2 protein-coding genes are annotated in these 8,333 nt (G+C 70.5%); both read left to right on the top strand.

What is annotated here, in order from left to right; genetic code table 11:
- Window positions 1–2,460, top strand: a 2,460-nt coding sequence (locus ACWGIG_RS34055; RefSeq protein WP_453325559.1) for a non-ribosomal peptide synthetase, incomplete at its 5' end; no start/stop codon positions are given.
- Between the two features lie 69 nt (window positions 2,461–2,529).
- On the top strand, window positions 2,530–8,333 hold a 5,804-nt coding region (locus tag ACWGIG_RS34050), incomplete at its 3' end, for an amino acid adenylation domain-containing protein (protein ID WP_453325558.1).

Below are 8,333 nucleotides of genomic sequence, written 5' to 3'. Positions count from 1 at the left end.
ACGCTGTTCCACGTCGCCTGGGCGCGTGTCGTGTCAGCGACCTCGGGCCGGGACGACGTGGTCTTCGGCACGGTGCTGTTCGGCCGGATGAACGCGGGCGCCGGAGCCGACCGCGTACCCGGCCTGTTCGTCAACACGCTGCCCGCCCGCCTCGACATCGGCTCCGTGAGCGTGCGCGACGCCGTGTACGCCATGCGGCGGCAGCTCGCGGACCTGCTGGTGCACGAGCACGCACCTCTCATCCTGGCTCAGCGGGCCAGCGCCCTTCCCGCCCGGACACCGCTGTTCACGTCGCTGTTCAACTTCCGCCACAGCGAGGACACCGCCGCGCCGAGCCCCGACGGGATCGAGCTGCTGCACGGGCACGAGCGCACCAACTACCCGCTGGAATTCTCCGTCAACGACACGAACCCCCTCTTCACCCTCACTGCCCAGTCGGTGGCCCCGGTCGATCCGCGAGCGGTGGTCGCCTTCATGCAGACCGCGGTCGCGGGCCTTGTCACGGCGCTCGAAGAGGATCCCGGGCGGTCGTTGCATGCGGTCCACGTACTGGACGACAAGCAGCGCCGGCTGCTGGTCGAGTGGGACGACACCGCGCGTGATGTTGCTCCCACGACGCTTTGCGAGCTGTTCGAGGCCCAGGCGGCCCGGACTCCGGATGCGGTCGCGGTGGTGTCCGAGGGCGTCCGGCTGACCTATGCGGAGCTGAACGCGCGGGCCAACCGGCTGGCGCGAGTGCTGGTGGCGCGGGGCGCGGGGCCGGAGCGGCGGGTGGCGGTCATGATGGACCGCTCGCCGGATCTCGTCGTCACCCTGCTCGCGGTGCTCAAGAGCGGGGCGGCGTATGTGCCGATCGATCCGGAGTATCCGGCCGATCGGGTGGCGTACGTGCTCCAGGACGCGGTTCCCGCGCTGGTGGTGGCCACCGGCGCGGTGGCAGATGCGCTGCCGGAGGGCATCGCGCAGGTGCTGCTGGACGATCCCGCCACGACGGCCGCTCTGGGCGAACGCTCCGGTGGAGACCTGTCCGACAGCGAGCGGGGTGGTGCACCGCTGCCGGGTCAGGCGGCGTACGTGATCTACACCTCCGGATCGACAGGCCGGCCCAAGGGTGTGGTGACCACCCACGCGAACGTCACACGGCTGTTCTCCGCCACCGACGGATGGTTCGGATTCGGGCCGGACGACGTGTGGACGTGGTTCCACTCGTTCGCGTTCGACTTCTCCGTGTGGGAGCTCTGGGGAGCGCTGCTCCACGGCGGCCGACTGGTCGTCGTGCCGTTCGCGGTGTCCCGGTCGCCGGAGGAGTTCCTGCGTCTGTTGGTGCGGGAACGGGTGACGGTGCTGAACCAGACACCGTCGGCGTTCCACCAGCTCGTCCAGGCCGACGCGAACGCCCCCGCCGTGGGGCAGGAGCTCGGGCTGCGGCTGGTGATCTTCGGCGGCGAGGCACTGGATCTCGGCCGACTGGCGCCGTGGTACGCCCGCCATCCCGACGACACGCCGCAACTGGTGAACATGTACGGGATCACCGAGACCACCGTCCACGTGACGCACGCGCCGTTGACGGCGCACGACGCGGGCCGGACGGGAAGTGTCATCGGGCGGGGCATACCGGACCTGCGGACGTATCTGCTCGACGGCGGACTGCAGCCGGTTCCGGAAGGCGTACCCGGCGAGTTGTACGTGGCCGGTGCCGGTCTGGGACGCGGGTACCTGAACCGGGCCGGGCTGACCGCCGAGCGGTTCGTCGCCAATCCCCATGGCGGGCCGGGGGATCGGATGTACCGCACGGGTGACCTCGCCCGCTGGAACACCGAAGGCCAGATCGAGTACCTCGGCCGGGCCGACGACCAGATCAAGATCCGCGGCTTCCGCATCGAACCAGGCGAAATCGAAGCCGCACTGCTCACCCACCCGTCGGTGGGCCAGGCCGCGGTGGTGGTCCGGGAGGACCAGCCGGGCGACCGACGCATCACCGGATACCTCGTGCCCGCCCACGAGTTGTCCGCCGAGGACGTCAGCGCCTTCCGGGCGGCGGGCGGCGCTCTGCGGACCCATGTCGCGACTCTGCTGCCGGAGTACATGATCCCGTCCGCGATCGTGGTCCTGGACGCGCTGCCGCTGACGGTGAACGGCAAGCTGAACCGTTCCGCCCTCCCCGCGCCCGAGTACGCCGGCCAAGGCGGGAGCAGGGAACCCGCATCGGCCGAAGAGGCGGCTCTCTGCCGCATTTTCGCCAAGGTGCTGGGCGTCCCCGACATCGGAGTGGACGACAACTTCTTCGACCTCGGCGGGCATTCCCTCCTCGCGACCCAGCTCGCCGGTCATGTCCGCGCCACCCTCGGCAGGGAAGTCCCGATCCGCGCGATCTTCGAAATGCCCACCCCCGCCGGCCTGGCGAAGCGGCTGGGACCGGAGAAGCGGACCCGTCCCGTCCTGAGCCCCCGGCCGCGCTAGGGCCGTCGGCCCTCTCTTTCCCGCGCACCCTTCCTGTTCAGTCCGTCACATGTCGTAGAGAGCACCCCCATGATTCCTCTGTCCTTTGCCCAGCAGCGGTTGTGGTTCCTCGGTGAACTGCAGGGACCCCACGGCATGTACAACATCCCGATCACTCTGCGGCTGACCGGCGACCTGAACCAGAAGGCCCTGCACACGGCGCTGGCGGATCTGATCGAGCGGCACGAGGTCCTGCGCACGCTGATCGCGACCGAGGACGGCGTCCCCGAGCAGAAGATCCTCACCCCGGACGACGCCGGCCTGCGGCTACCGGTGATCGACGTGACGGAAGACGAGACGGCGCGGGTGGTGGCCGAGGAAGCCGTCCGTCCGTTCGACCTCTCTCGTGAGATCCCCTTGCGGGCGTGTCTTCTCGCAGTGGCTCCGCGGGACCACGTGCTGCTCCTGGTGGCCCATCACATCGCGAGCGACGGCTGGTCCCTGGTGCCCTTGGCGCGGGACGTCTCCACCGCGTACACCGCCCGGTCCAAGGGCCATGCCCCCAGCTGGGAACCACTCCCGATCCAGTACGCCGACTACGCCCTCTGGCAGCGTGAACTCCTTGGCGGCGAGGACGACCCGGCGAGCTTCCTGAACCAGGAACTGTCGTACTGGCGGAAGGCCCTGGCCGACCTGCCGGAGGAACTGCCCCTGCCGTTCGACCGTCCGCGCCCCTCCGTGCCGAGCGACCGCAACGGCAGCGCGGACATCGCCGTCACCGCCGACCTCCATCGGCGGCTCACCGCCCTGGCCCGGGCCGAGGGCGTCACCATGTACGCGGTGTTCCATGCCGCGCTCGCCACCCTGCTCTCCCGGCTCGGCGCCGGCACCGACATCCCTATCGGCACTCCGGTGGCCGGGCGTACCGAAGTCGCTCTGAACGATCTTGTCGGCTTCTTCGTGAACACCCTGGTCATCCGCGGCGACCTGTCGGGACGCCCTTCCTTCCGTGAGGTGCTGGCCCGGGTACACGAACGGAATCTGGACGCGCTCACCCATCAGGAACTGCCCTTCGAGAGGCTGGTGGAGGATCTGGCGCCCGCCCGGTCGATAGCCCGTCAGCCGTTGTTCCAGGTCATGCTGGTGCTGCAGGACAACGTCGAACCGGCACTCGCACTGCCCGGCCTCGACGTGACCGTGCTGTCGAGCACGGAGGTGCCGGCCAGGGCCGACCTTTCCTTCTCCGTCAGGGAGACCTTCGGCCCCGGCGGCGTACCGACCGGTCTCACGGGCGGGATCGGCTACGCGGCGGACCTGTTCGATCACGGCACGGTGCAGACGCTGACCGAGCGGTTCGTCCGGGTACTCGACGCGGTGACCGCCGACCCCGCACAGCCCGTTGACGACATCGACCTGCTCGGCCCGGCCGAACGCCGACAGGTCGTGAGCGGGTGGAACGACACCGCGCACGACGTCCCGGCGGCGACCCTGCCCGAGCTGTTCGAGGCGCAGGTGGCCCGCACCCCCGGCGCGACGGCGGTGGTGTTCGGCGACACCGAGGTCTCGTACGCCGACCTCAACGCCCGCGCCAACCAGCTTGCCCGCCACCTGGCCGACCACGGTGTCGGTACGGAAACCCTCGTCGGGGTGCATCTCGAACGCTCCGCCGATCTGATCGTCACCCTCCTGGCGGTGGTGAAGGCCGGCGGCGCCTACCTCCCCATCGACCCCGACCACCCCGCCGACCGGATCGCCCACATACTCGCCGACGCCCGGCCCGCCGTCGTCGTCACCACCGGCGCCCTGCGCCCGCATCTTCCCGCCGGTGAGGAGGTGCGGCACCTCGTCCTCGACGACCCGGACACGACGCTCACCCTCGGCGGTCTGTCCTCGACCGACCTCGACGACAGTGACCGCCCCGGAGTGCTGCTGCCCGCGCACCCGGCGTACGTCATCTACACGTCCGGCTCCACCGGACGGCCCAAGGGCGTCGCGGTGCCGCACCAGGGCGTGGTCAACCGCCTGGAGTGGATGCAGCACGAGTACCCGATCGGAGCCTCGGACCGGGTGCTGCAGAAGACCCCCTTCGGATTCGACGTGTCGGTCTGGGAGTTCTTCTGGCCCCTCCTCCAAGGCGCGGTCCTGGTTGTGGCCCGCCCCGGCGGACACCGCGACCCCGCCTACCTGGCCGACCTCATCCAGGCCCGGCACGTCACCGTCAGCCACTTCGTCCCCGCCATGCTGAAGGCCTTCCTCACCGAACCCTCGGCCTCCCGCTGCACCAGCCTGCGCGCCGTCCTCTGCAGCGGCGAAGCCCTCACCCCCGAACTCCGCGACCACTTCCTGCGCACACTGAACACCCCCCTGCACAACCTCTACGGCCCCACCGAAGCTTCCGTCGACGTCACCCACGCCTCGCATCTCACGGGCGACGACCCGGTGGTCCCCATCGGCCGACCCGTGTGGAACACCCGCACCTACGTCCTCGACGCCTCCTTGCGCCCCGTCGCGCCCGGCGTCCCCGGTGAGCTCCACCTCGCCGGCGCCCAGCTCGCCCGCGGCTACCTCGGGCGTCCCGGTCTGACCGCCGAGCGGTTCGTCGCCAACCCCTACGGCACGCCGGGCGAGCGCATGTACCGCACCGGCGACCTGGTGCGCTGGACCGCCGACGGACAGTTGGAGTACCTGGGCCGTACGGACGACCAGGTCAAGGTCCGCGGCTTCCGTATCGAGCCCGGTGAGGTCGAAGCCGCCCTGGTCTCGCACCCGGCCGTGGCCCAGGCCGCCGTCGTCGTCCGCGAGGACCAGCCCGGCGACAAACGCCTCATCGGCTACGTCGTCCTGAGGGCCGACACCGACGGCACCGACGGCACCGGCGTCCGCGCCCACGTCGCCGGCCTGCTGCCCGATTACATGGTGCCCTCGGGCGTGGTCGTCCTGGACGCGCTCCCGCTGAGCGTGAACGGCAAGCTCGACCGGGCCGCCCTGCCCGCGCCCGAATACACCACGGGGCACGCCGGCCGAGGTCCGCGCACCGCCCGCGAGGAGATCCTGTGCGATGCCTTCGCCGAGATCCTCGGCCGGCTGCACGTCGGGGTGGACGACAACTTCTTCGACCTCGGCGGGCACTCGCTGCTGGCGGTGACGCTGGTGGAGCGGCTGCGCGCGCGTGGCCTGTCGGTCGACGTACGGTCCCTGTTCACCACGCCCACCGTGGCCGGTCTCGCCGCGACCACCGGCCGACCCGAAGTACGGGTTCCCGAGAACCGCATTCCGGTCGGTTCGCAGGTGATCACGCCGGAGATGCTTCCCCTGGTCGACCTGAACGCCGGGCACATCGCGGAAATCACCGCCCGCATCCCCGGCGGCGCCGCGAACGTGGCGGACGTGTACCCGCTCGCTCCGCTGCAGGAGGGCATCCTCTTCCACCACCTCATGGGCGGCGGGACCACGGACGAGGACGTGTACGTCCTGCCCACCGTTCTCCGCTTCGACTCCCGCGACAGACTCGACGAGTTCGTGACCGCCCTGCAGAAAGTGGTGGACCGGCACGACAACTTGAGAACCGCGGTGCTCTGGGAAGGGCTGCCCGAACCGGTGCAGGTGGTGCTCCGGCGCGCCGTGCTGCCGGTGCAGGAGGTGGCGCTGCCCGGCGGCGCCGATGCTCAGGCACCCGAGCACGAACTGCCCGACCACGAACTGGTCGCCCGGCTGCTGGCGGCGTGCCCCCGCACCATGACCCTCAGCAGTGCTCCTCTGATCCGTCTGCACGTGACCGCGCAGCCGGGCGGCGCACCGTGGCTCGCACTGGTGCAGGTCCACCACCTGATCCAGGACCACACCGCGCTGGACGTCATCCTGGGCGAGGTGCACGCGTTCATCGACGGACGCGACGACGAGCTGCCCGCGCCTTCGCCGTACCGCGACATCGTCGCTCATGCGCGAAGCCAGGTGTCCGGGCAGGAACACGAGACGTACTTCGGTCGCCTGCTGGGCGACGTCACCGAGCCGACTGCCCCGTTCGGGCTGGTGAACGTCCGTGGCGACGGCACGGGGGCCACCGAGTCCACCGCCGTCATGGATCCGCGACTCTCCGGGAGGCTCCGTGAGCAGGCACGGCGCCTCGGCGTGAGCCCGGCGACGTTGTTCCACGTCGTATGGGCCCGCGTGCTGGCCGCGACCTCGGGCCGCGACGACGTGGTCTTCGGGACGATCCTGTTCGGCCGGATGGGCGCGGGGGCCGAACGGGTCGTGGGTCTGTTCATCAACACCCTCCCGGTCCGTGTCAGCACCGGCGGCTCCAGCACGCATGACGTCGTACGCGCCGTACAGGCCCAACTGGCCGAGTTGCTGCTGCACGAACACGCGCCACTCGCGGTGGCCCAGCGGAAGAGCGGGATACGCGGGGACGCTCCGCTGTTCACCTCGCTCCTGAACTACCGTCACAGCGGGACGGGTTCAGAGTCGGCGCGTGACGGGCTTCCGGGCGTGGACGTGCTCTTCCTGCAGGAGCGGACGAATTACCCCGTCGGAATGATCGTCGACGACACCGGCAAGGACTTCGTCCTGACGGCTCAGGTCGTCGCACCCGGGGCGCCCGACGTCCTGTGCGCCATGATGGAGACGGTCGGCGAAGGAGTCGTCGCCGCGCTGGAATCGGCACCGGACGTGCCGCTCGGCGACATCGAAGTGCTGGGTGCTGACGAGCGTCGGCGTGTTCTGGTGGAGTGGAACGACACGGCGCGGGATGTGCCGGTGAGGACGCTGCCGGAGCTGTTCGAGGCGCAGGCCGCGCGCACCCCGGATGCGATCGCGGTGGTCTTCGGCGCTACCGAGGTCTCGTACGCGGAGCTCAACGGCCGTGCCAACCGTCTCGCCCGTCTTCTGGTCGAGCACGGTGTGGGACCCGAGCGGCTGGTCGCGCTGGCGCTGCCGCGGTCGGTCGATCTCATCGTCGCGATCCTGGCGGTGACGAAGGCGGGTGGTGCCTATCTGCCGGTCGACCCTGCCTACCCCGCTGACCGGATTGCCTATCTGCTCACCGACGGCAGGCCCGCGCTCGTGGTCACCGGCGAGGCGGTCCAGGACAAACTGGCTGGGGCCGGTGTCGCGCAGTTGTCCGTGGACGACCCCCGGTTGCGGCAGGCCCTGTCGGTCCTGTCCGACGAGGACCTGTCGGAGAGGGAACGAGGCGGTCCGCTGCTGACGGCTCACCCGGCCTATGTCGTCTACACCTCCGGTTCCACCGGCCGTCCCAAGGGCGTCACGGTCACCCACCACGGCCTGTCGAGCCTGATCGCCGGACAGGCGGAGAGGTTCGCGGTCACGGGTGCGAGCCGTGTCCTGCAGTTCGCCTCACCCAGCTTCGACGCCGCAACGGCCGAGATCGTCGTCACCCTGTGCACCGGCGCCACCCTCGTCGCCGCCACTCGCGACGACCTGCTCCCCGGCCCGGCACTGACCCGCCTCATCACCCACCAGAACGTCACCCACGCCACCCTTCCCCCCGCCGTTCTCCCCGACCTCAACCCCCACGACCTCCCTCACCTGACCACCCTCGTCACCGCAGGCGAAGCGCTCCCCGCACACCAGGTCGCCCCCTGGGCGGCCCACCGCACCCTCATCAACGCCTACGGACCGACCGAAACCACCGTCTGCGCCACCACCGCCCAGCTCACCCCTCCCACCGACGTCCGCATCGGCACGCCCCTCGCCAACACCCGCCTCTACGTCCTGAACACGGCCCTGAAACCCGTCGCCCCCGGTGTCCCGGGCGAGCTCTACATCACCGGACCCGGCCTCGCCCGCGGCTACCTCGGGCGTCCCGGTCTGACCGCCGAGCGGTTCGTCGCCAACCCCTACGGCACGCCGGGCGAGCGCATGTACCGCACCGG

Source organism: Streptomyces sp. NPDC054863 (assembly GCF_053610825.1).
Note: the sequence above shows the minus strand (reverse complement) of the source record. Positions and strands in the feature narration are given on the sequence as shown.